This is a genomic window from Novosphingobium sp., from assembly GCF_036733805.1.
Taxonomy (GTDB): domain Bacteria; phylum Pseudomonadota; class Alphaproteobacteria; order Sphingomonadales; family Sphingomonadaceae; genus Novosphingobium.
This window is the reverse complement of sequence record NZ_DAIMZT010000013.1, coordinates 1-21,401: the sequence shown is the minus strand read 5'-3', so window position 1 is coordinate 21,401 and position 21,401 is coordinate 1. Positions and strand designations below refer to the sequence as shown.

Sequence of the window (21,401 nt, the reverse complement as noted above, 5' to 3'; positions counted from 1 at the left end):
CTTCATTCGTTCCCCCTCATAACCAGCCTACCCACCGGCGTTTCTTTCATTTCGCAGCGATTACATGGCAGCAGGCGGGTCCTGCGGCAGGGCCAGCGACGTGGCCAGCAGATCCACCTGTTCAGTGCAGCCCTTGGCGATCAGCACCGCAGCGAGATCTTCTGGAGCGTAATCCCGCGCCGGGAGCACGGTGAACGACACTGTCGCCCTGTTCGCTCCGTTCGTGCTGTTGATAGCATAGGTCGCGCCCTCGGTGACCGGCGCGGTGGCCACGTCCCAAGGCGCGACGGTTACGCCGTCGGAATAGACGAGCCTGGCCGTCTTTGTCCCGGCCTTGTCGGATACGAGGTAAGTGGCGCTGCCGTCCTTCTCGGGCCGCCAGACGCGGATCGTCGTCGGGTCGACGACGCAGAAGGTTCCGGACTTCGTCAGGTTCACATACCAGAGGTTCGGGCTGACCGGCTTGCCGTTTGGTCCTCGTACGGCTCCGGTTCTGACACGCTGGGCACCCCTTTCGCGGGTAAGGGCGACAAATGTGGCAGTACGAGTGACTGCGCCCGGCGCGCCCACAGTGAAAGTTCCGGCGCCGCGCAGGACGCGCGTTCCCTTCGCATCCAAAATGGTCACTGAATCGGCGGTCTTGAGCGTGATTTGCGCATCGTCCGCCAGCTTCTTGCCTGGCGGGAAGCTGGCTGAGGAAGGTCCGCTGGATGCCACGACGATACCGGCCATAGCATAACCCGGCGATGCCGCCGCGGCGAACGCCGCGAGCATCGCAGACAGGCACTTGGAATTGCTATCCCAGAACATAAGTCACATCCCCTTCCAGTTCGCGCGTCCGTTCCATCAACTTGGCCAAAGCGGTGTCATTGGGATGGTCGTGCAGGATTTGCGCAAGTTCGGCCAAAGCGGCGGACGGTTCCTGGCTGATAAGACTGATCGCCTCCGTCAATCTTACCCGGTCGGCATCCGGAAAATCGGGGGCCGGCTCGAATATGTCCACAGGCTTGGCCCGGCCGCGCAGAACTATGCTGCCGAGCGGCCGCCACCAGTCGAGACCCGAGCGTTCTGCAAATTCGCGGCTGGCGACGACCGATGTTCCGAGCGTCTTGTTCGCTGCCTCCAGGCGCGAGGCGGTGTTCATGGCGTCCCCCAGCGCCGTGTACTGGATGCGCCGTTCGCCGCCGAAGTTGCCAACCACAGCTTCGCCGAAATGCTGGCCGACACGCGTGCGTCCGATAGGCGGCAGCGTGGAATCGACGCTCTTGCGAAATTCCTCTCCCACCTTCCACATCGCGTAGCCCGCAAGCGCGGCCTTGCGGCCATCGTCGGGTCGGCTGATCGGAGCGCCCCAAAACGCGACGACTGCATCACCGACGTACTTGTCTACGACCCCTCCATGCTCGAGGACAACGGCGCTAAGACGATCGAGGTAATCGTTGAGAAGCCTTGCGACGACTTCCGGTTCCAGCTGATGGGAAAGCGCCGTGAAGCCTTCCAGGTCGCTGAACACAATGAAGAGTTCGCGCTTGCTGCCTGAAAGAGTGAGGCGTTCGGGGTTGTCAATGATTTCCTGCGCGATGTCGCGAGGCAGGTATTTGCCGAGCGCATCTTGAGCGAACCGCCGCTCGACGGCGCCCGAGGCGCGCACAGCGCTGGAAACCGCAAGAAAGGCCAGGATCCAACCCGCCACCCAGCCAAAGGCCGGGGTGCCGTACGTGTCCACGTTCGAATGTTCCAGCCAGAAGGGCAGGCCGCCGATCAGCACAAGTTGGGCCAGGAAGAACGGTGCTGCCTTCCATATCCGTGCTTCCACCAGGCTCGTGGTCGCGGCTGCCAGGATCACGAGGGCCGCGACCGCCCAACGCTGCCAGTCGGCGATTTGCGCCATGCGTGCACCATCAAGCATTTGCGCGATCATCTCGGCATGAACGTCGATCCCCGGCACGGTCCGACCAGTGGAGGCGGTGAGCGTCGTGTTCACTTGGTCGGTATCGACGATGTCACCACCGATCAGCACATAGCGCCCTGCTATCTGCTGCCTAAGCATGGCCATCATTTCCGTGCTGTTTGTCGCGAAGACATCGATGGGAACTTCCGAGAACAGCGGCGTCGTTACTTTCGCTGCATCCTCGCCGGCGTCGCCGATCACGCGGCGGTAGCGGATGGAGCCAGTGTAGCCGGTGAAAGTCCGATCCTCGCCACCATGGCCGGCGGAGACCATCGCCCGGCCCAGGAGCGGGGGCAGGCTCGGCACGATCTCTGGCCAAACCCGCGTGGTGCCCTGCGCGTTGCTGAGACGGACGCTTGCGGGTCTGACATTGCTGCCTCCCAGATGCCTCAGGAACGACTGCAGGTAGACCTGCTGTTCGTACTTCATGTCGTCCTTGTTGGTCGCCAGGTCGATATAGGCGAGGAACGTGGGCGTCTTCATCGCCCGCAGGGTGGCGATGAGTTGCTCGTCCTCGTCCTGCGGCTGATCGATCAGGACGTCGATGCCGATCGCCTTGGCGCCCATGCCGTCTATCGCTCTGAGTGCGCGGGCCAACAGTCCGCGATCCAAGGGCGACCGCTTTTTCACATTTATGAGGGTCTGGTCGGTATAAGCGACAATCTGGACGCGCGGGTCCTGCTTCACTTGCGGCGCGATCAGGAAGCTGCGCAGATCGTACAGAGAATCCTCGGCATCGCCGACGACCGGGATGTACCAGGAGAAGCGGGCGATCAATAAGGCGCTCAGCAGCATCAACATCGTCGCGGTCAACTGGCGGCGGCTGGCAGAGCGCACTTTTCGCCAGCCTTTGCTGAGGAGGCCGATCAATCGTGCCGGCACCTCCGAGGAAGAGCGGCTTCCTGGTGTTGCTGTTGGAGAGGAATTGGTCATGGCGCCGGACTTGCCGGATCAGCGGCAGGGGCGGCGCGCGCCGCATCGCCGATCACTGCGAAACCGGCCCAGTAATAGGGGTGTGAGGTTTGCGGATCATCCATCAGCTTGCGTTCGGACGTCATCAGCGCCTGTCCGATTGATGTGTCCTTCGAGCCGTAGAACCCGGCAAAAAGCCTCTCTGTGGCGTTGTAATCGTCAGGCGCGGGCCAATGGCTGGCGATGACCTGGCGTCCACCCGCAGCGATGAACGCACGGACCAGGCCGTCAAGCGCCTCGCCCCCGCCGGTGGTGAGACCAGCCTCGCGAGTAACGTCAAGCCCGGCGCCGCCGGCCGTATCGCAAGCGGAAAGGATCACGAGATCGGCATCGAGCGAGAGGTCGAAGATTTCGCCGAAAGAAAGCAATCCGTCCGATCCACTGCCGCCGAAGGAGGTCAGCAGCGCAGGGCGGACCGGGCAGCCGGGTCGGGGCGCGGTGACCAGACCGTGTGTCGCGAAATGAATGATGCGGAATGCGCTCAGGTCTTTGCGAGCCATGATGCCGTCGTCGGTGAATTGCGCGCCGGTGATGAGTTGCGTCCGATCCGTCGCGAACAGCGCGGAGGCTTCATTGAGTTCGCGGGGCGAGATAGGCTGGTTCCAGGTGGAAAGCGGCCAGGAGCAATCGGCGTCGATCGCGGTTTCGCCGCCTGATCGCGTGCCCGGCCGCGTACTAACCGGGCCGAGTGGCACATTGTTGCCCAGGCCGAGATAAGCGCCGGTCGCGGTGGAGACGGGTGCGCCCCGTGCATCGCGAAAGCTTGCGGCGGAGAGCGCGGTGCTCACAGCCCGGTCGCGGCCCAGCCAGTCGATCCCCGTGAAATCGTATTCGTCGCCGCCCGCGTCGACGCGCTTGTGATAGGCCGCGACGCCGTGCTGGTCGTCCGTCAGCAGGCTGATCGGCAGGCGCAGCAGCGGCCCGGCCGGTTCGAAGATCAGGTGTGTGACGCCTGAGAGATCGGCCTGCGCTGGCCCAAGTACGGCTGCGTCCAGTTTCAATGCGCTGTCGACATCGAAGGGATAAGTCGATTGCACGCCGTTGATCGTGAGCGAAATGCTGTCACGCAGGGTATCGACCAATGCGTTCGTCTGCGATGAGGTTAGCGGCAGTTTCCAGGCCCTGGCCGTATTGGGTCTGACATATATCGCGTAAAGCGATCCGGCCACGTCGGCGAGCTTGAGATAGGCTTCGCCCGGCTTTAGCACGCTGCGCATCTGATCCAGAGCGATGGTGCGACTGGCGAAAGCACGGTAGCGCGGGAAAGCTGAAAGCTGATCCATGACCGTAAGCTGCGCATCGGCAAGCTGGGCCTGGCGTTGTTGAAGCGCGGGCAACCCGCTGCCATCGCCGCCCGAAGCTTGCGATGCATTGAGGTGGGCAATCTCGATACGCGTGCGCTCAAGTTCACGGGAGACAGCTTGCGCGCGGCGAAACAGCGTGGATGCCTCGTCTGAGCCGCCTTCGAGCCTGCGCGAAAGCTGGGCGAGGGTGTCAGCCACGCCGGGCGCTTCAACAAGCTGGCTGGCCAGGAATACGTCCGCAACCTTTGCCTGATCGTCAGTGCCCGATCCGACCAGCAGGTCGAAATAGGGCTGCATCAGATTTTCCATCCCGATTAGCGCGCCATTGCTGGAGACAACATTGCCCACAACCTGGCGATAAAGACCCATTGCTTCTGCGGTCTGTCCATGCCGGGCCAGAAAGCCGGCCAGGCGCGTGCGAATAAGATTGACCGAGGTGCTGTCGGGGTATTGTCTTTCCACCAGGGTGAGCGCCTCGCGGAACTTGCCCTCCGCCATGTGCGGATTGCCTTCCGTCTCATAGCTCAGAGCCATTTCCGAGAGGATCTGCCCCAATAGGCGATAGATCGACACCACCCGGCCATCGCGCACCTTCATGGCATCGTCATAAGCGCGGCTGAACGCATCCCGCGCTTTGTTGGCATCGCCTTGCAAACGCAGAACGGTGCCTCGCAGTTGCAGGGCCTGCGCATCGATGATCGCCGCGCGTTCCTGTGGCGAAAGACGGGTCGCCTGCCCCAGCAACGCGACCGTTGCCCCTTGCGCGGAGGAATTGAGTCCGGCCGCTGTCACTCCATCTATCCGCACCTCATTTGCATCGGCCGGGGCGGGGGTGAAAGAGGGCACAGGCCGATCGAGAACCTCCAGCGCCTTATCGAACTGCCGCTGATTGATGGCGTCAATCGCGGCGTAATTTCGGGCAAGGCGGGACTGGACCGGGTCACGCAGTTCGATCTTTTCCGCCGCCGTGAAATTGCGTGCGGCCTGGTCGAACGACCCCAAGTTGGATAGTTGCAGCGCGCGGTTCACAAGTGCTTCGTGAACTTGTGCTTCCCTATTTTCGGTGTCAGCGGGTTTGGTGCCGACGAACAGGGCGGGCGCGGCGGCGAAGAACTCGGCCGCTTCGGCAAAGGAACCGGCGCCGTTGCCACGATAGCCCTGGCCGATCAGCGTGGCGGGATCGCCGATACCTGCGCGGGCCCTCGCCAGCGACAGCGCGTCACTGGAGCCCAAATTGGCGATCGAGATAGAGCCCGGCACCAGACGATCTTCTACTATGGAGGCAAGCGTAAGGCGCAGCGCATCGTCGTAAGCGGCATAGCCTTCCACCAGGATCAGCCCGCGTGCCGTCTGCTGACGATAGACGCGCCATTTCAGCCCGGATTGCGTTCCGGTACAAGTCACGCCGCGCCGGTCGTCGGGGTTCTGGTCACAATCCAGCACTTCCTGCCGCTGCGGCGCTATGCGCGCATCGGCGCCGGCGACGTCCTGCAGAAGATAGGCAGTGCCTATCGGTCTGGCCACGTCGGCACAAAGCACCGCCCATTTGCGGTCATAAACCGAGGTGCGCAATCCCCCCATGGCTTGTCCCTGCGCCTCGCACGCGGGGCCAGCGGTGCCGACGCTGAAGCTTTCTTCTGCGAGGGGGTGCAGGGCAGGCGCGGCGGCAAAGGCGGCGCAAGGCAGCCCCAGCCCGGTCAGCCATGCGAAACTTTTGAGAAATCTGGTAATCCGCATTGCCCCCACCCCACCTGCATGAACAGGATCTCGCCGAATATCTTCGGTCTTTTGCTTCGCCCCTGGGACAACAGTTTTTCTGCTGACTTGGCGCTCATCTTAGCCAAGAAGCCGGATTCGCCGCAACCGCGAATTGCCGCTGCGACACTCGTTTCAGCCGCAAATTCAACTGCGTCTCGCAACGAATGTTACGGCTTAAGCCGGCCTCCGCTCAATATGAGGGCCATTCCCGGTGTGGATCGGCGCATCAATGCCCCCAATACTACAACGCAGGCCAGCACAAGCAGCGGCTGCGTTAGCAGATAAACGGGATAGCCCGGTGAGCCGAGCTTGCCGAACATCGCGCCCAGCACGGGGCCACCCAACCAGATCAGAATGAGGTGGGAACAGAAGAGGAAAAACGCGAAAGGTTCGATCTTCAACAGCAGATCGCCCGCCCGGCGTCGCGCCAGTTCCCATGAGATCCGCCAGAAAAAAAGAGCGGCGGCCAGGCGGACCAGGATATCCAGCAATGAGATCCAGAGGCTGGTGCGGGCGATATCCGATTGTGTCGCCAGCCAGAATTGCAGCGGCATAAGCAAGATGAAAGGCGCCAGCGTAACCGGCAATGGCCACGCCGCCACGCGCTCAGCCGCTTGGCAGCGGCGCGCGACAATTCCCAGCGTGAAGAACATGAGGATGGCAGGTCGCATCATGATCGGTGGCCCCACGCCAAGCACCTGGCACGTCGCGGCGAATAGTATCAGGACCGTCAGTCCCCAGCCGGGCATTCGCACCAGCATCGGCGCGATCATCATGCAGAGAAACAGATCGCGCAGAAACGGCATTTGTACGTTGACGTCCGGGTTGCGGGTGAGGATGAAGATTTCCTCGACCACCCACCGAGCCGACTGCGGCGTGGGAGCCGGAAGGCCGAAGAGCCATGCCGATCCGCACACAAGCAGCAATGCCAACATGTTCCACAGGACCATGGGCAGGAGGATCGTCCGCGCTTTTCGGGCGATGTGGCGTTGCCAATGGCGCGTGCGTTCCGAGCCCGCCACCAGCCAGCCGGAGATCAGCCCGAGCAAAGGCACCGCACTTCGTCCGAACGTTTCCATCAGGAACCAACGCAGGCTTTCCTGGGCTGTCCCATGCGCCGATTCCAGTTCAGGCCCGGTAAGACCCGTCCAGGCATGAACATACACGACGCCGAGAATGCAGATCACTCGCGCGATGGAAATCGCGTCGTAGCGAAATACCTTCTGCGACTCTTTTCTTTCGATCTTCGTCGCGAACAAGTTTCTTTCCCGATTGCGACCTGCTGCCAACAGCACGGCTGCCCTCGGTTCCATCCCTTTTTGACGTGACGCTCAGGAAATCGGTCGAAGCGTTCGCCGCAACGTCCGCCATTTCTGGCGAGCAGATGCGCAGCCGTCAGCGAACTCGGGTTTGCTCGTCGGGCATCCCTGTGCCTGGTTAGCTTATGCAGTCTCTTCGCGGCCAAGCGCGGTCGCGACGCTCTTTTGATTTGCTGGGCATGTATCCCGGAGGAGGCCGACTGGGATGTCCGCTCCTCCGGGAGGCGCTCAATGTTTGGCGGGCGCGGCGGCCGCCTGCTTGTTCGCCGCGTGCGCCTTGTGATGACGATGGTGATGCCTTTTGGCATGGGTGGTGTGGCGTGCATGATGACGCGCTGCAGCATGAGTGGCGCCATGCCCCTCACGTTGCATGCAATGATCCGTAACGGTCGACGAGCACATCGGAAGGTGTTGGTCTGACATATCCTGGCTTTGTGCAATGGCCGGTACGGACATCGCCAGCAATCCGGCAGCGCCTGCCATAAAAACGGAGCGTAAGTTGACTGAAATCGACATCGCACTCTCCTTTGCTTTTTCTACCAACCGTTCCGACTCGCCGTCGGAGTGAAGACCATAACGCCTTCACGCAATTGATGTTCGATCTATTTCTGGTTCCTCTGCAGTTCTTTGCTCCCCTTCCGGCGCGCAGCCGGTTGGTCATTCCATGGCGCGCCGAACCATCCCCGAACCGGCTGTGGACTGACATTTTACTGTTACCAATCTGACAGAAAAATGCCCCGAAACTGACCGCAGGGAGTCAGAAAACTGGGCCAATGCTGCGGCGCAATATTCATGCCAGGGGTATCAATCATGCGCTTTTACGCTGTCCGCCATTACTGCCTTATGGGCGTCTGCCTTGCAGCGATTTCCGCTGCGTCACCCGTTTTGGCTGACGAGGCAGCTCATGCAGACGATGCGACCGCCGCCGACGCTTCCATGGATGGCGACGCAATCGTTGTTTACGGCCGGGGCGAAACGCATCAGGAGCAGTCGATCACCAGCAAGGACATCGCGGATCTGGCGCCCGGCACCAGCCCGCTGAAGGCGATCGAGAAGCTACCGAGCGTGAACTTCCAGTCCGCCGACGCCTTCGGCAACTATGAGTGGTCCACCCGCGTCACCATCCGCAGCTTCAACCAGAACCAGCTCGGCTTCACGTTTGACGGCATTCCGCTGGGCGACATGTCTTACGGCAATTACAACGGCCTGCATGTCAGCCGCGCGGTCAGCCCGGAAAACGTCGGGTCGGTGCGCGTCGCGCAGGGCGCCGGCGCGCTTGGCACGCAATCGACCAGCAACCTGGGCGGCACGGTCCAGACCTTTTCGGCCGACCCGGAAGGGCGCTTCGGCATTGACGTTGCGGGCACTTACGGCAGCGACGAGACCAAGCGCGGCTTCGTCCGCCTGAACATGGGCACGCAGGACGGCGTGAAGGGCTATGTCTCTTATGCTTATGGCTCCACCGATAAGTACAAGGGCGACGGCACGCAGGACCAGCATCTGGTTAATGCCAAGGTCGTGATCCCGATTGGGGAGGCAAAGGTCGACGGCTGGTTCAGCTATTCGGATCGCCGCGAAGAGGATTACCAGGATATGTCGCTGGGGATGCTCAGCCGGCTGGGCTACAGTTCCGACAATACGCATCCGAACTATGCACTGGCCATCCAGCTGGCGGATATCGGTAATAACCGTGGCGATACCGGCGCGCCCATTTCCAACGCCGCAGCGGGGAAAGTTTATCCTGGCAAGTATACCTCCGTGGACGATGCCTATTATGATGCTTCGGGCCTGCGCAAGGACACGCTCGCTTCATTGGGCATGACCACGCCCCTCGGAGATAACGTCAAGTTCTCGCTCAAAGGCTATTACCACCACAACAAGGGCCGGGGCCTTTGGGCCACCCCTTATGTGCCTAGCCCGAACGGCGTGCCGATTTCCCTGCGCACGACCGAATACGACATTGATCGCGGCGGCGTGTTCGGATCGCTCGACTTTACGCTCGGCATCCAGTCGATCAGCGTCGGCGGTTGGTATGAGCACAATGACTTCAACCAGGCCCGTCGTTTCTACGCGCTGGCCAGCCGCACCGATCCGGGCCTGTCGTTTCGCGACTACCCCAAGAACCCGTTCGCAACGCAGTGGGAGTTCGATTTCACCACCATCACCAAGCAGTACTACGTCTCGGACAAGATCGATCTCGGCGCGTTGAAGGCCGAACTGGGCTGGAAGGGCTTCGACGTCAGCAACGAGGCCAAGGCCATCGTTCAGTCCGTCTTCCCCCAGGGCAAGATTAGGGCTCGGGACTGGTTCCAGCCGCATGTCGGCGTGGTTTACGAGCTTTCCGACCAGGCTGAGGCATTCGCCGGCTTCACGCAATCAACCCGTGCTTTCCCCGCGGCGGTTACGAGCGGCCCGTTCTCCACGACCCAGGCCGGGTTCAACGCGATCAAGGACAAGCTCAAGCCGGAAACCTCGGACACATACGAACTGGGCCTGCGCTTCAACACCTCGCGCTTCAATGGTGTGCTCGGCGCCTACCTGGTGAACTTCAAAAACCGCCTGCTCGCAGTTTCGGTAGGCTCGGGCATTCAGGGCAATCCGTCCGCTTTGCAGAATGTCGGTTCGGTTCGCTCGATCGGCGTGGAAGCAGCGGGCGACTTCAAGGTCACCAGCGATATCAGCCTCTTCGCCTCGTATACCTATACAGATTCGACTTATCGTGACGACGTGTTCAACGGTAACAACCAACTCATCGCGCCGATCAAGGGCAAGACCGTGGTCGATAGTCCCAAGCACATGGCGCGAGGCGAGGTGAACTGGCAGCATGATGGGGCCTTTGCCCGCATCGGCCTCAACTGGATGTCGAAGCGATACTTCACTTATACCAACGACCAGTCGGTGCCCGGCCGCTTTCTGGCGGACGTTTCCATCGGCTATCACTTCAATGAGAAGACCGAGCTGCAGTTCACCGTCAACAACGTGTTCGACAAGCAGTACATCGCCACCATCGGTTCGAACGGCTTCACTAACTCGGGTGACAACCAGACGCTGCTGGTCGGCGCTCCGCGCCAGGCGTTCATGACGCTCAAGACCGGCTTCTGATCGACACTTTCCGACCTGTCGGGAGTCATTCTGAAGACGGGACGGCAGCGAATGCCGGCCCGTCTTCTTTTTCCAAATACCGCAACATCGGTGTGACAAAGAAGGCTTTCGTCATGCCGCAGGAGCCCAAATCATGCATCATCCGTTCCGCCATGCAGGAGTATCCCGCCGGGCAATACTTGCGGGAATAGCCGGGAGCACTGCCTTCCTGACGGCTCCGGCGCGGTTGCTGGCTCAGGCGACGCCTGCCAATCCGACCTTCCGCCACGGTGTGGCCAGTGGCGATCCCGATGCCACCAGCGTCGTTCTGTGGACCCGCGTGAGCGGCGCGGACACCGCCGCGAACGGCATGTGGGAACTGAGTGCCACGCCCGATTTCGCGCAAGTCGTGAAGACCGGCGCGTTCGCCACTGACGCCACCCGCGACTGGACGGTCAAAGTATTGGCGACAGGTCTCATCCCTGGCGGCATTTATTACTATCGCTTCCGGATGGGTAAGGTGATCTCGCCGCTGGGTCGGGCGCGCACTCTGCCGCAGGGCAAGCTGGATCGTCTCGGGATCGCGCTGATGACGTGCTCCAACTATGCCTTCGGGTATTTCAACGCCTATGACGCCATCGCTCGCGATGCTGACGTCGATTTCGTGCTGCACACAGGCGACTATATTTACGAATATGGCGGCAAGGATGGCTGGGGCGCTGACGTCGGCCGTCGCATAGGCCGGGTGCATGATCCGTTGCACGACATCGTCTCGCTGACTGATTACCGTACGCGGCACGCGCAGTACAAGACGGACGCCGGCTCGCAGGCGATGCACGCCAATCATACCCTGCTGGCATGCTGGGACGACCACGAGAGCGCCAACAATCCCTGGACTGGCGGCGCTCAGAATCACCATCCCGAAACCGAGGGCGATTGGCCCAGCCGCCGCGCCGCCTCGATTCAGGCATATTACGAATGGATGCCCGTGCGTGAGCCGGAGTGGCTGGCGCACAAGGGCCTCACGCGGATGCAGTTCTGGCGCGGCTACAGCTTTGGCGACCTCGCCACGCTGCATACGCTGGAAACCCGCCATACTGCCCGCGCGCGGCAGATCGAGTATCTCGATTACGCGCAAACGATCACGGACGCCGCATCGGCGGAGCGCTTCAAGAAAGAGGTGCTTGGCGCGTCCGGCCGGCGCATTCTATCGCCCGAATGCGAGGCAGACCTGGAAGCGGCGCTGTCTCGCTCAGTAAAGCAAGGCCAGCCATGGCGGATCATCGGCTGCCCGATGGTGATCGCGCGCGTCGAAGTGCCCGATGTTGCGAAGCTGGGCTTGGTTCCCGACCCTTTTTCCCGGTTGGCAACCGTCAAGTCGAAGGAGGAGCTTGTCCAGCTCGCCGCCGATCCGGTAGTTTCATTGGCTTGGAGGGGCCGCTTCAATCTGCCGGACTATACCGATGCCTGGGGCGGCTATCCCTGGGCGCGCGAGCGGCTTTACGATTTGTCGCGTCGCGCCGGGGCGGGGGATCTGATATTCCTTTCAGGCGACAGTCACAGCTTCTGGGTTAACCGGCTGGCTGACGATGCGGGCCGCTCCGCCGGAATCGAGTTCGGCGCGGCGGGCATTTCCTCTCCCGGCGATTTTGTGAGCAGCGGCTTCGATGACGCAACCGCTCGTTCGCTTGACGGGGCTTATGCCGAGCATATTCCGGAGGTTGTCTGGACCGACAACATGCACCAGGGCTACGTCCGCGTAGAATTTGGGCGCGAGCAAGGCATGGCTACCTTCGTCGCCGTCGATACTGTTCTTTCCCCGTTCTACCGGACGGCGGTATTGCGCCGGGTCCCCTTTGCGCGCCGAAATGGTCAGGTCGAATTTACGGCCTGATCGACGATTTGTAATGGTTTTCTACGGATTGGCATGGCCTTGCGAAGAACTGACAGTCCCCACCCGGCGTTCTCGGCGTGAGAACGGAGAAAATCCATGGACCGGGACCGCCGCGAAAACAGCCTCGATTCGATGGAGCGTGTATTACCCGCCACCGGCGGTAACGATACCGGCGACATGGGCGACGAGGAGGCGCGCATCCTAAGCGAGCGCAAGAAGCTTGGATCGAAAGCAGTTATCGATGCCGATAAGGCGGCGCCTGAACACGGCCGCCCACCAGGCCGCAACGTATAGCCTTGCCTTCGCTGAAACCGATCTGAAGGGACCTCATGTTATCCCGCGCTTTATGGAAGATGCTCCACCGCTTCTCGATAGGCGCCGCGATAACAAAGATGGTGTCGGGGTGTCATCGTAAAACAGCGCGAAAATCCTGCATGTCTGAATTTCCGCGTTGTATTGTCCAGTTCGTTCTGCGCAAGCTGACCGCCTGATCCTGCAAATCCCAAGGCATAGGGAGCATGCTGTCTAGCATCGTCGGGGCCGGTTTTGCCTGTGCGATTCATGGAACTGTCGTCGATCCATCGTCTCACTGAAATATCAAACGCCTAGGTGCCCGTTCGCAGTTGCAATATTTCATCGCCAGGGGGGCATCATGTCATTCCGCCGCGCACTTTGCGCCACGCTTTCGCTTTCCGCTATAGCCATCACTCTTTCGACCATGCCCGCTTACGCAGAGGACGTTGCGGCCGCTGCCGCGAGCAGCGAAGGCGCTGTTGATGGCGGCTCCGAAGCCATTCTCGTCACGGCAAAGACCACGCGTTCGGCCACTGCGATCCAGCAGGCGGAAATCCAGAAGATCCTGCCCGGTGTCTCGCCGCTGAAAGCGATCCAGACGCTGCCCGGCGTGCTCTACATTACCGCCGACCCCTGGGGTAACAATGAGCAGAACGCGCAAATCTTCATTCACGGGTTCAATTTCCAGCAGCTCGGCTACACGATGGACGGGATACCGCTGGGCGACCAGAACTATGGCAATTACAACGGCCTTTCGCCGCAGCGCGCGGTGATTTCCGAGAACGTTGGCCGCGTGGTGGTGACGACCGGCGCGGGCGATCTTGGCACGCCTTCGACCAGCAATCTGGGCGGCACGGTGGAGACTTTCTCGGCCGACCCGACGCCCAAAATGGGGGCGCTGGTCAACCAGACGATTGGCTCCTACGGCACTTCGCGCACGTATGTCCGGCTCGACAGCGGCAAGTTCGCAGGCGACAATGCGTTCTACGTCTCGGCCGCGCGCCAGCGCGCCCGCGCCTGGGATTTCAACGGCAGGCAGGGCGGCTGGCAGGCCAACGGCAAGTTCGTGCATGAGGATGGCGCAGGCAAACTGACGCTGTTCTTCGACTATTCGGACAAGATCGAGCCGAACGAGGATGCGACCGTGTTCCGCATCCCCGCCACCAACGCGGCGCAGGCATATACGCCTTACACCCGACCTTACTTCTACCCCAACCTTGCTGGCATCCGCAGCTATATGGACGCCTTCGGTAACACGCCAGGAGCGAACGGCAGCAACTATCGCAACTATTACTCGGACGCGCAGCGCACCGACTATCTCGCTTATGGCCGCTATGACGCCCACCTCTCCTCGAAGCTGACTTGGTCGAACACGGCTTATTACCACCATAACGACGGCGTCGGCGTCGTTGCCGGCCCGCTTGGCCAGTCGATAACGGTGGCGCAGGCATATCTCGACCCTAACTATGCGACGGACGCGCATTTCGGGAGCAACGCCAATGGGGCCGGCAACGCCGCGCTTGGCAATGCCTTGGTCGCTGCCACTGGCGGTTCGGGGCTGATTACCCGCACCACCGAGTACCGGATCGATCGCTGGGGCATGATCTCGACGATCCATGCAGACCTTGGCGCGCACCAGGTCGAACTGGGCGCATGGTACGAGCGCAACAGCGCTACCCAGTACCGCCGTTGGTACGCGTTCGACATCAATAATCCCGGCGGCAGCACGCCTTATATCCGCCCCTCCAACCCGCTTTTCACCCAGTACCAGGGCAATGCCAAGGTGGACGAACTGCAGCTCCACCTGCAAGACATGTGGAAACCTACCGATCGCCTGACGATCGAGGCGGGCGTCAAGACCAGCGGCCAGTGGGCGCGGGGCAACTTTGTGGTGCAGCCCAGGGCCGGGTCGCTTTCGGGTCTTGGCGCAGGCGGCTTGCCGAGCGGCAAGATCGACACCACGCGTTGGTTCCTGCCTTCGGTCGGCGCGACCTACGACGTCAACGGGCATGAGCAGGTCTATTTCAACGTGCAGAAGAACCTGCACCAGTACATGACCTATCTGGGCGGCGGCTCGCTCTCGCCCTGGTTCACCGGCAGCCAGGCGGCGTTCAATGCCTTCGCCCAGCAGGGCAAGCCGGAAACGAGCTGGACTTACGAAGCGGGCTTACGCACGCGCCGCAGCTTCCCCGGACTGCTTTCGGGGATCGAGGCGCAGGTCAATTATTACCACGTCGTTTTCAATAACCGCCTCCTGGGAATCCCCACTAACCCTGGCGGCATCGCGGGTGGCGGCATCACTGGCGGCACCTCTGTTTTGGTCAACGTAGGCTCTGTCCACACCGACGGCGTCGATGCCGCCGTGACGCTGCACTTTGGGCAGACATTCTCCCTATACAACGCGCTGTCCTACAACAGCTCCACCTACCAGAGCGATTACACCGCTGCCGCCATCGGCATCGGCGCGTCCACCGGTTCCTGCATTGGCGGTTTCGCTGTGCGAGGCGGCGTGGTGCCCACTTGCGGCAAGCAGGTGCCCGGATCGCCCAAGTGGATGAACAAGACGGTCGCTACGCTTTCGGTCGAGCCGTTCGAGCTGCAGCTTGTCGGCGACTATGTTGGCAAGCGCTTCGCGACGTATACCAACGACACCAGCGTACCGTCCTACTTCCTCGCCTCGCTGCGCCTTGCCGCGCATCTGCCAGAGGATCTGGTGCACTTGAGGAAAGCCGAGATCAGCCTGAACGTTACCAACCTGACCGACAGGACCGGCTGGTCGGCCATTTCAGTGGGCTCTGCGACGAACAGCTTCTCGGCCTATCCGATCCCGCCGCGCCAGTGGTTCGTCACGTTCTCGGCCGGCCTGTGACGATGAGGGCGGCGCCGATCACCCGTCGCGCTGCTCTGGCCGGCACCGCTGCCGCGGCGTTGTTGGCCCTTGCCGAAGGGACGGCGGTGGGGGGCGCCTCGCCTGCCCGCCCGAAACCCTTGGTGTTCGGCCACCGGGGCGCACCTGCGCACCGGCCCGAGCACACGCTGGCCTCCTATGCGCTGGCGATCGCCGACGGGGCGGACTTCGTGGAGCCGGACCTGGTGCCCACCAAGGATGGCGTCCTGATAGTCCGTCACGAGAACAATCTGTCCGAAACCACCGATGTCTCCGCCCGGCCCGAATACGCCGCCCGCAGGACGACCAAGACCATCGACGGCGTGGCGATGACCGGGTGGTTCTCGGAGGATTTCACTTTTGCCGAGATCAAGACTTTGCGCGCACGCGAAAGGCTTGGCTCACTGCGGCCAGAGAGCCAGCGCTACGACGGCATGTTCCAAGTCCTCTCTTTCGACGAGATGATCGATTTCGCCGCCGCCGAAGCCGCCGCGCGGGGCCGCGTGGTAGGGATCATCCCCGAGATTAAGCATTCCAGCTACTTCGCCTCGATCGGCCTGCCGATGGAGCAGCGCTTCCTCGACGTGTTGGGCGCGCACAGCTATCTTTCAAGCGCGCCGGTGATCGTGCAGAGCTTCGAGATCGCCAACCTGAAGTGGCTGCATGGCCGGTCTTCCGCCACGCGAAATGTGCGGCTGATGCAACTCACCGAAAACGATGCCGCGCCAGCCGACCGCGTGGCGGCAGGCGACAAGCGAACCTGGGCAGAGCGTCTGACGCCCGAGGGCCTGCGCGAAATCGCCACTTATGCGGACTTTGTGGCTCCCTATTGTCGAGACCTGATCCCGCTAGGCCCGGACGGCCGCCTCACCGCGCCGACAGCCTTGATCGGCGATGCTCACGCCGCAGGGTTGCTCGTCGGCACCTGGACTTTCCGTCCCGAGAACCACTTCCTTGCCGCCGATTTTCGTGACGGCGCCGGAGGAGGCGCGCGCAACCCCGGTGGCAGCGTGGCCGAGATCCGTCTCTATCTGGCGGCCGGGATCGATGGGTTCTTCACCGACGATCCCCGGCTGGGCCGCATGGCGCTGGACGGTGCGCGCGCTTGAGACCTGGGCTGACCCTCATGGCTATGTCGTGCGCAAGTCGCGTCCGCGGTTATGGCGGCATCGACAATCATGGAGGATACATGCTGATCGATCCGAACACTCGCTTTGCGGTTTCTGGCATGCGATACGATTTGACCGGTGCCGACGTCGCCGAAGTGATCGCCTATCTGACCACCCCATAGAACGCGCGCAGAAGGCCCGTGGAGCGCGCCGGCGTTGCCGAGTCCAGCCTGGGCCACCTCGCACGCTGATTGTCTTTCTGTGCCTCCCAGGAAGCACACCGATGGTTACAACCGTCATTTCGGCGACGCCGACTTTCACAGCATCAAATCAAACGACACGATTTCGCGATGTGGCAAAAGGTGATGCACCATCCCGCGATAGCGGTAATGGTGCCCGGGGGCGGAATCGAACCACCGACACCATGATTTTCAGTCATGTGCTCTACCAACTGAGCTACCCGGGCATTGTTTCGGCGACCATCCATATGGACAGGCGAGCGTTGGTGGGGGGCCTATGGCGAAGCGGGCGCGCCTTGGCAACCCCCTAATCCCGATGAACTTCAATCCGCCTCTAAATCATCGGAAAAGCTGGGCGGGCCCGGCAGGGCATAACCTTCGTCAAGCCATTGGAGCAGGTCACGGTCCCGACAGCGCTTTGAACAGAACGGGGCATGTTCCTCGCTGCGCGGCTTGCCGCAGATGGGGCACTTTCTTTCGGAACGGGTCATGGGGCGATGGCCTGCGCGAATCCGCCGTTCAGTGCAAGTCCGCGATCTTCATGCCACCGTAAAGTGCGCCCCATGCGGCGAGCGAGTTCGGCTTCCCATGCCGCGCTCACGCTTGCGCGGATGGCGGGGTGCGCCGTCAGTAGCAGGAGGCCCGGTTCGTCCACACGCTCTGCCTGTCGGAGCAACATACGCGCTGCAGCACCAGCCGGATCGTTGCGGATACGCTGGAGGATCGAGGGGCGTTCCAGTCGGGCCACGAGCTGGACGAAACCGAAGCCGTTCATAGCCGTACGCTGATGCGGCCAGGCGCTGAGACTTTCCGACAACGCCTCGTCAACCGCGCGCCGATGCTCCTTGCTCTCAAGCGTAGGGAAATCGACACCGATCGAGCCGGCCAGATCAAACTGACCGATGGCTTTGGCGATTGTAGGGACAGCGGCCAGCGCCAGAGCTCGCGGCGGCAGATGGCCGTCGATGTCGATCAGCGTCATCGCGGGAGTGGGTGTGACGACTATGGCGCCGCCATCGAATGGAATGACGCCGTCCCACGCCTGGGCAATAAGATCCAGCCATATATCGTCGGGAAACCGTCGTACCACACGAACACGGGCGCCGCCCACGCTCAGGCTCTCCGCCAGTGAGGGGGCGGCGCGTGGTGGCAAGTCGCAAGCCCGCGTCTGCGCGCGTTTGTAGCGACCGGTTTCGGCCATCGCGGCGCGAGTCACCTGCACCCGGACGGCAGCGCCTTCGCTGGCCGAGGCGGAAAGTCCATCCACCAGCGCTTCTTCGCCTGAGATGAAGCGAACGGTGCCGCGCGGCGAACCCGCGCGCCGGGAAACTAGTACGGCGTCGGCGACCTGGCCTGATCCGAGGCGGCCGGGCCAGTCGAGGCGGGCGGCGATGGCTTCGTCATGATCGAACAGGACCGCGCGACTTTCGCCGATCCCTTCTTCGACCAGCCACTCAGGCAATTGCAAACCCCGCCGCTTTCAGCAGAGCGCGGGTTTCGAAAAGCGGAAGCCCAACCACGCCCGAATGGCTGCCGGATATCCAGGCGATCAGTCCTTCGGCGCTACCCTGGATAGCATAGCCGCCGGCCTTGCCGTCCCATTCTCCGCCGGCGATATACGCGTCGATCTCCTGGCTGGAGAGCGGTTTGAAACGTACCACCGTTTCCGACAAGCGATCGCGCAAGCTTCCATCGGGGCCCCACAGCGCAATGGCTGAAAGTACCCGATGGCGCCGGCCGGAGAGCAGGGTCAGACAAGCGCGCGCGGTGGCCTGGTCTTCCGCCTTGGGCAGGATTCGCCTGCCGCAGGCGACCACAGTATCGCCGGCGAGCACGAACCCGTCGCAGGGAGCGACGGCGAGTGCTTTTTCGCTGGCCATGCGCCTGGCATAGTCGCGCGGCAATTCGCGCGGTCTGGGGTTTTCGTCGATATCAGCCGCTTCGATCGAGGCCGGGGTCACGCCAAGGCGTGAAAGCAGTTCCCGACGACGCGGGCTGGCCGAGGCGAGTATCAGCCGCGGTGAGGGATTGCCGGTGGATTCCTCCCTCGGCAGGACCTCAATACTGTCCTGGGCCACCGCGACCGGGCATGAAACGGTAAGTGATGCGTCCCTTGGTAAGGTCGTAAGGCGTCAACTCGACAAGCACTTCGTCTCCGACGAGGACGCGGATACGGTTCTTGCGCATCTTGCCTGCGGTATGACCCAGGATCTCGTGGCCGTTTTCCAGCTCTACACGGAACATGGCGTTAGGCAGGAGTTCGACCACCTTGCCGCGCATCTCGAGGAGTTCTTCTTTCGCCATTGGCGATCAATATCCATTGTTCTGAAATGTCATAGCGGCGCGACATAGCTATGGCGTGGCAAAAATGGAAGCCTTGGCGGTTTGGCGGCGCAATAGTGTTGCGACAAAATGTTACCGGGCCCCAACTTGTGCGGGAAAAGGGAGGACGGCATCAGCACGGCAGGGATGGGGAAAGTGGATATTTCTCAGCGGAGATACTCGGTTGCGTTCGTTCCCCCTGCTCAGCCTGGCGGCTTGCCTGTGCGTTCCGACCTCTGCCTTTGCCGAAGACGTGGCGCCGCCGGACCGGAAGGGCCGGCAGCAGGATATCCCGCTGGAGGTCCACGGCAATGAAATCCTCGTATATGCACCGCGTATTCGCGGGCAGCTCGATGTTCCGGAACAGCCCATCGAAGTCTTCGACGAAGAGGATATCGCCTCTTATGGCGTCAACTCGATCGAGGAACTGATTGACGCGATCTCGCCGCAGACAACCAGCGGGCGGGGGCGTGGGGACGGTCGCCCGGTGATCCTGGTGAACGGCCAGCGCATCACCAATTTTCGAGAGATGCGCAACATTCCACCCGAAGCGATCCGGCGGTTGGAGGTTCTGCCCGAAGAAGTCGCGTTGCGTTTCGGGTATCCGCCCAACCAGCGGGTCGTGAACATCATCCTCAAGGATCAGTTCGCCTCAGTGACCGGTTCTGGCGAATACAACCGGCCGACGCGCGGCGGTTATGATAATTACGAGCTATCGAGCGGCCTGTTCAGAGTTTCCGGCCCGCGCCGGTACAATGTTACGGCAAAGGTGGACGAAACCTCCATGCTGACAGAGGCCGAGCGGGACGTGCTGCAGAAGCAATCGGCGACCTCCCAAGTGGCCGGAGATCCTGATCCCGCCCGTTATCGCAGCCTTGCCGCGGCAAACCATCAATTCACTCTCGAAGGCACCATGACGCAGGGGTTGGGCAAGGACGGGCTTGACGGCTCCATCACCGCAAGTGGCGGCTACACGCATACCGAGACCACATCCTGGTCGGGGCTCGACACCGTGACGCTCCATTATGACGACCAAACGAGGCGGCGAACCTTGCCCGATCCCCTGACAACCGAGGTCATCACGGATGAGTTCGATGCCAGCTTGGGCTACGGCAAAATGCTGGGGAGGTGGCAGCTCAATGTCACGAGCGACGGCAGCTATGTCGAGACGAACACCGGTGTCGACCGGCGGCGTACCGTATCTTCCAGCCCCGCTCTCGCCAGCATGGTGAGCGCCGCAGCGGCTGGTGAACTACGACTTGACGGTCCGCTGCCCTTCATACCTGGCGTTGGCGTCGATACCGCCCGTAATCGCACTATGACGATCAGCAATCTGGCAACGCTGGCGGGGAAGCCGTTCCACCTGCCCGCCGGCGATGCCAGCTTGACGCTGAAGGCGGGCTACGATTTCAATCGGACACTCAGCGATGATACCCGCAATTCGCTTGGCACTATAAAGCTTCTGCGGGGTGACGTGCAGGGCGGCGTCGACCTTGCCTTGCCGCTTACAAGCGGCGATTTCCTTAGCGCGATCGGCGCTCTGACCTTCAACGTCAGTGGCGGCGCGGATCGCCTTTCGGATTTCGGGACGCTCAAGAACTGGAGTGCGGGTTTTACCTGGTCGCCGAGCAGCACATTGACTTTCCAGGCAAGCTATCTCGCGAACGAGTCCGCTCCCACCCTGGCGCAGCTCGGCGGGCCGACAATCCTGAATTACAACGTGCCGGTTTACGATTTCGCTCATGATACGACTGCCTTGGTGACGGTCACGACCGGCGGAAATCCGGATCTGGTCAAGGAAAAGCAGCGAGACATCAAGCTTTCGGCAACGTGGAAGCTGCCTTTTCTCGCCCGATCCAACCTGGTCGTCGAATACTTCCACAATCGATCGACAGACGTGACGGAAGCGTTCCCGCTGCTGACACCGGCAATCGAGGCCGCATTTCCTGGACGAGTCCTACGTGACGAGGCTGGAGATCTCCTTGCCGTCGATCGCCGAGCGGTGACATTCCATGAAGTGTCCAGTTCGCGTCTTCGTTGGGGGGTGAACCTTTCCGGCAGTCTCGGAGGCGGCGGATCAGGATCCGGAGGCAGGGCCGCCGTCGGTTCGTTAGGCGATGCGGCGCCGGTTCGCGCCATGCCCGCGCAATCCGCAGTCGGTTCCAAGGGGCCGATGCCAGGAGCGCCGGGCGTGGTCGCACCGGATGGCCGGCCAAGCTTTGACTCCTCGCGTTTCGTGGCAATTCGCCAGCAGCTCTGCACACCGACAGC

At 61.9% G+C, this 21,401-nt stretch carries 16 protein-coding genes and 1 tRNA gene; 7 read left to right on the top strand and 10 right to left on the bottom strand.

Annotated elements, in window-relative coordinates; translation table 11 throughout:
• Positions 1–60: 60 nt before the first annotated feature.
• From V7D69_RS05280 to V7D69_RS05260, 5 genes are all read right to left on the bottom strand, one after another.
• Positions 61–810, bottom strand: a complete 750-nt coding sequence (locus tag V7D69_RS05280; RefSeq protein ID WP_333605247.1) for a hypothetical protein — start codon at positions 808–810, stop codon at positions 61–63.
• Complete coding sequence (locus V7D69_RS05275; RefSeq protein WP_333605246.1) at positions 797–2,788, bottom strand: adenylate/guanylate cyclase domain-containing protein; 1,992 nt, start codon at positions 2,786–2,788, stop codon at positions 797–799. Before V7D69_RS05275 ends, V7D69_RS05280 begins: the two co-directional genes overlap by 14 nt.
• A 92-nt stretch (positions 2,789–2,880) precedes the next feature.
• The gene (locus V7D69_RS05270) at positions 2,881–5,964 is read right to left on the bottom strand and encodes a CHAT domain-containing protein (protein WP_333605245.1); all 3,084 of its coding nucleotides are present in this window, start codon (positions 5,962–5,964) and stop codon (positions 2,881–2,883) included.
• Between the two features lie 188 nt (positions 5,965–6,152).
• Entirely contained in the window at positions 6,153–7,244 is a 1,092-nt protein-coding gene (locus V7D69_RS05265; RefSeq protein WP_324063930.1) for an acyltransferase family protein, read from the bottom strand.
• 288 nt (positions 7,245–7,532) lie between these two features.
• Positions 7,533–7,820 (bottom strand): hypothetical protein, encoded by a 288-nt coding sequence (locus V7D69_RS05260; RefSeq protein ID WP_324063931.1) that lies wholly within the window; start codon positions 7,818–7,820, stop codon positions 7,533–7,535.
• Positions 7,821–8,114: 294 nt separating this feature from the next.
• Here V7D69_RS05260 and V7D69_RS05255 point away from each other — a divergent pair, with 294 nt between their 5' ends.
• The 6 genes from V7D69_RS05255 (at position 8,115) to V7D69_RS05230 (ending at position 16,751) form a co-directional block, all read left to right on the top strand.
• Positions 8,115–10,406: a TonB-dependent receptor gene (locus V7D69_RS05255; RefSeq protein ID WP_442947041.1), complete on the top strand. Its 2,292-nt coding sequence runs from the start codon at positions 8,115–8,117 to the stop codon at positions 10,404–10,406.
• A gap of 133 nt (positions 10,407–10,539) precedes the next feature.
• Positions 10,540–12,279 (top strand): alkaline phosphatase D family protein, encoded by a 1,740-nt coding sequence (locus tag V7D69_RS05250; protein WP_333605244.1) that lies wholly within the window; start codon positions 10,540–10,542, stop codon positions 12,277–12,279.
• 96 nt (positions 12,280–12,375) lie between these two features.
• Positions 12,376–12,573 (top strand): hypothetical protein, encoded by a 198-nt coding sequence (locus V7D69_RS05245; protein WP_324064359.1) that lies wholly within the window; start codon positions 12,376–12,378, stop codon positions 12,571–12,573.
• A 358-nt stretch (positions 12,574–12,931) separates the two neighbouring features.
• A complete protein-coding gene (locus tag V7D69_RS05240; protein WP_324064360.1) occupies positions 12,932–15,442 on the top strand; it encodes a TonB-dependent receptor in 2,511 nt (836 codons plus the stop codon).
• A gap of 2 nt (positions 15,443–15,444) precedes the next feature.
• The gene (locus tag V7D69_RS05235; RefSeq protein ID WP_324064363.1) at positions 15,445–16,569 is read left to right on the top strand and encodes a glycerophosphodiester phosphodiesterase; all 1,125 of its coding nucleotides are present in this window, start codon (positions 15,445–15,447) and stop codon (positions 16,567–16,569) included.
• Between the two features lie 17 nt (positions 16,570–16,586).
• Positions 16,587–16,751 carry a hypothetical protein gene (locus tag V7D69_RS05230; RefSeq protein WP_333605243.1) on the top strand — a complete coding sequence of 55 codons (165 nt, stop codon included), beginning with the start codon at positions 16,587–16,589 and terminating at the stop codon, positions 16,749–16,751.
• 208 nt (positions 16,752–16,959) lie between these two features.
• Here the strand turns inward: V7D69_RS05230 and V7D69_RS05225 are convergent.
• The 5 genes from V7D69_RS05225 to infA form a co-directional block, all read right to left on the bottom strand.
• A tRNA-Phe gene (locus V7D69_RS05225) sits at positions 16,960–17,035 on the bottom strand.
• 96 nt (positions 17,036–17,131) lie between these two features.
• Complete coding sequence (gene yacG / locus V7D69_RS05220; protein WP_324064362.1) at positions 17,132–17,299, bottom strand: DNA gyrase inhibitor YacG; 168 nt, start codon at positions 17,297–17,299, stop codon at positions 17,132–17,134.
• Entirely contained in the window at positions 17,296–18,270 is a 975-nt protein-coding gene (locus tag V7D69_RS05215; protein ID WP_333605262.1) for a ribonuclease, read from the bottom strand. The genes yacG and V7D69_RS05215 overlap by 4 nt, the downstream gene beginning before the upstream one ends.
• Positions 18,263–18,886: a Maf family protein gene (locus V7D69_RS05210; RefSeq protein ID WP_324063480.1), complete on the bottom strand. Its 624-nt coding sequence runs from the start codon at positions 18,884–18,886 to the stop codon at positions 18,263–18,265. Before V7D69_RS05210 ends, V7D69_RS05215 begins: the two co-directional genes overlap by 8 nt.
• Positions 18,867–19,112 (bottom strand): translation initiation factor IF-1, encoded by a 246-nt coding sequence (gene infA, locus V7D69_RS05205; protein WP_091145658.1) that lies wholly within the window; start codon positions 19,110–19,112, stop codon positions 18,867–18,869. The genes V7D69_RS05210 and infA overlap by 20 nt, the downstream gene beginning before the upstream one ends.
• A 202-nt stretch (positions 19,113–19,314) precedes the next feature.
• Between infA and V7D69_RS05200 the strand changes: the two genes are divergently transcribed.
• On the top strand, positions 19,315–21,401 hold a 2,087-nt coding region (locus V7D69_RS05200), incomplete at its 3' end, for a hypothetical protein (protein ID WP_333605242.1).